The organism is Gammaproteobacteria bacterium, assembly GCA_028817255.1.
Classification (GTDB): Bacteria; Pseudomonadota; Gammaproteobacteria; order Porifericomitales; family Porifericomitaceae; genus Porifericomes; species Porifericomes azotivorans.
The window spans coordinates 1-2,584 of sequence record JAPPQA010000137.1 but is presented as its reverse complement, the minus strand read 5'-3'; the positions used below and the strand labels follow the sequence as shown (position 1 = coordinate 2,584).

Genomic DNA, 2,584 nt, shown 5'->3' with positions numbered 1-2,584 from the left:
GGCGGAGCGGGAGCGGACGTGCTGGACTTTGCGGATTCGACGATGGCGGTGTCGGTGACGCTGAGCGGCACGCCGGATGCGGACGGTTTCGGCGGCGGCGTGTCGGGGGGCGTTGCGGTCGGCGCCTTTAGCGGCATTGGCGAGCTGCGCGGCGGCCCTGCGACTACAGACCGTCTGACGGGCCTGGGCGCGGCGGCGTCCTGGACGGTGGGCGCCGCGGACCGTTACGCGAGCGGAGGCCAAACGCTGGCCTTCGGCGGCATTGAGGAGCTGCAAGGCGGTTCGGCGGCGGACGCCTTCACGGTGAATGGCGCGCATGCGGGCGACTTGCGGGGCGGCGCCGGCGCGGACACGTTCACGGTGGAAGCGGCGCTGACGGGGGGTCTCTCGGGCGAAGGCGGCGCGGACGCCTTCAATCTAAACCCGGGAGGCGGCGTGAGCGGCGCCATTGGGGGCGGGCCTGGCGCGGACCGCTTCCGGTTGGAGGGGGACTACAGCGGCGCTTCCCTGCGCGGCGAGGCGGGAGCGGACCGCTTCCTGGTGAGCGCGGCGGGCCGCGCGCGCCTGCTGGACGGCGGCGCGGACGCGGATACGCTGGAGTTGCCGGAGGGCGGCGCGGGATTTGCAAGGGCGGTGCTGGTGACGCCGACGCTGGGCCGGGTCTATGGGTTCCGGGACGGCGCCTCGATCGGGCGCTACATCGGGAGTTTCCAGGATTTCGAGAGCGTATCGTCGCCGGACCTGGAGACCTACCTGCTGGCGCGGCCGGATATGCCGGGGGCGGCCCTGGAGATCGCTGCCCCGAGCCTTGCCGGCAGCTTGTCCGGCACGGCGCCGGCCCCCGAGGCGCGAACTTTCCACGGGGAGGGCGCCCTGGAATCCTTGTCGCTGCCGGACCTGAGCCGCTTCGCGGGACCGGTGTTTCTGGGCGGCATGATTCCCGAAGCCGTGCCGGAGACGGCCTTGCCGCGGGTATCGGACCCGGCGCTTGCCAGCGCGGCGGACGGGCGCGGCGTGGAGACGGGGCGCCTGCGGCTCACGGGGGCGTTGTGGACGCCGGGGCGGCTGGTGCTGTTGGCGCGGCAGGTGATCCTGGACGGCGACCTGGCGGCGGGCGCGTCTTCCCCGGATTTGCGCCGGGCCGCCGGTTCGGGCGGCAACTTGTCCATCTTCGCGGTGGGGGGCGCGGAGGCGGATGGCGACATCGCGCCGGCCCCGGAAGGCGGGCAGCGCTCGCTGTACGCCGGCAATGCCCTGATTGTCGCCGCCGGTCGTTTCCTGCGCCCCGGTTCCACGGTGATCGAGCTTGGGCCGTCAGGCCAGTTGCGCTTCGCCCAGAGCGCAGACGAAGACCCCGCATTTCACCCGCGGAGCCGCTTTTTCGGCGGCGGGCTGGATGTGGCGGCACAGCGCGCTGTCGCTGCCCTGGGGCTGTCGGGGACGGTGCGGGAGTTTGCCGACTTGGTCAACCAACCCGCTGTCGCCGCCGAGGTGTTCCTGCCCATAGACCGCTCCGTCGGCGGCGCCGACCCGGCGGGTGCCGGCTCGGGGTCGCTGGCCGGGAACCTGGAGCGGCTCGACGCGGCGCCCGGACCCGGGCAGCCGCTGACGGTGCAGGACCCCGGCGATGCGCCCGGCGCGGCGGCGCCGGAAGGGTCGCTGGTCGTAGATGTCGCTATGGTCGTGTTGCTGACGGATCGGTCGTCGCTGGCGGCGGAGGACTTGCGCCGCCTGACCGGCGCGGTGGAGCGTGTCGTCGAAGGGCTGGGGCAACTGGAGGGCGCGGGGGACGGCGCCGCCGGCCCCTCGGAGTTGGGCGCCCGGTTTCTGCGCTACCAGCAGGCCATCGGCCAGTACTTCAAACGGCTGAGCGCCTTGTTCATAGACCCCAGCCTGTTCGAGGAGAGCATCCAGTTGTTCACCACGATCGGCAAGGGCCTCGCCCTGTACCTCTCGCAGTGCGAGGAGTGGGAGGGCTGCGTGCCGCCGCTGGAGTTGGAGGAATTGGAGGGGTTGATCGCCAAAGTGGAGCGGGCGTTGTCCACCGCGTCCCCCGATCAGGCGCCGCAGTACCGGCAGGTCTTGCAGGATTACCGCCAGTTGCGCGAGGAGTACATAGAGTACCTGGAAGGCGAGGAGGACGATGCGCTGGCGGCGCGCGGCGCGGCAACGCCGCCGTTGCGGGTTGCCTCCCGGGGCGCTTTTGCCGCGCCCTCTCCCCGGCGCCGCTAGCCCGGATATTGCGCGAATGAGGCGAGTGTGCAGCTGCGCCGTTTCCCGCCCTCACCCTCGGTCCCTCTCCCAAAGGGAGAGGGAAGCGAAGGAGGGGCGCCTTCTTCCCCCTCTCCCTCCGGGAGAGGGTTGGGGTGAGGGTAAAATCCGGGGGGAGCGCTCGGCAGGATGAACCGATCGGATTTCTTCGCCCTGGCGCTGTGGTCTTGCGCCCTGGTCGCCGGGGCGGTATCGGCTAGCGAGACGGCGCCGGCGGCGCCCGACGCCCCTCCCGCGGAGGCGGAGTTCCGGGAGGGGGCGGCGCCCGACGCCTCTCCCGCGGAGGCAGAGCTCCAGGAAGAGGCGGCGCCCG

2 protein-coding genes are annotated in these 2,584 nt (G+C 72.3%); both read left to right on the top strand.

Translation table 11 applies throughout. The features are described 5' to 3' along the window. The coding region (locus OXU43_05960; protein MDD9824698.1) for a hypothetical protein at positions 1 to 2,232 on the top strand (2,232 nt) is incomplete at its 5' end. A gap of 168 nt (positions 2,233 to 2,400) precedes the next feature. Then, a partial coding sequence (locus tag OXU43_05955; protein MDD9824697.1) for a hypothetical protein occupies positions 2,401 to 2,584 on the top strand: 184 nt, incomplete at its 3' end.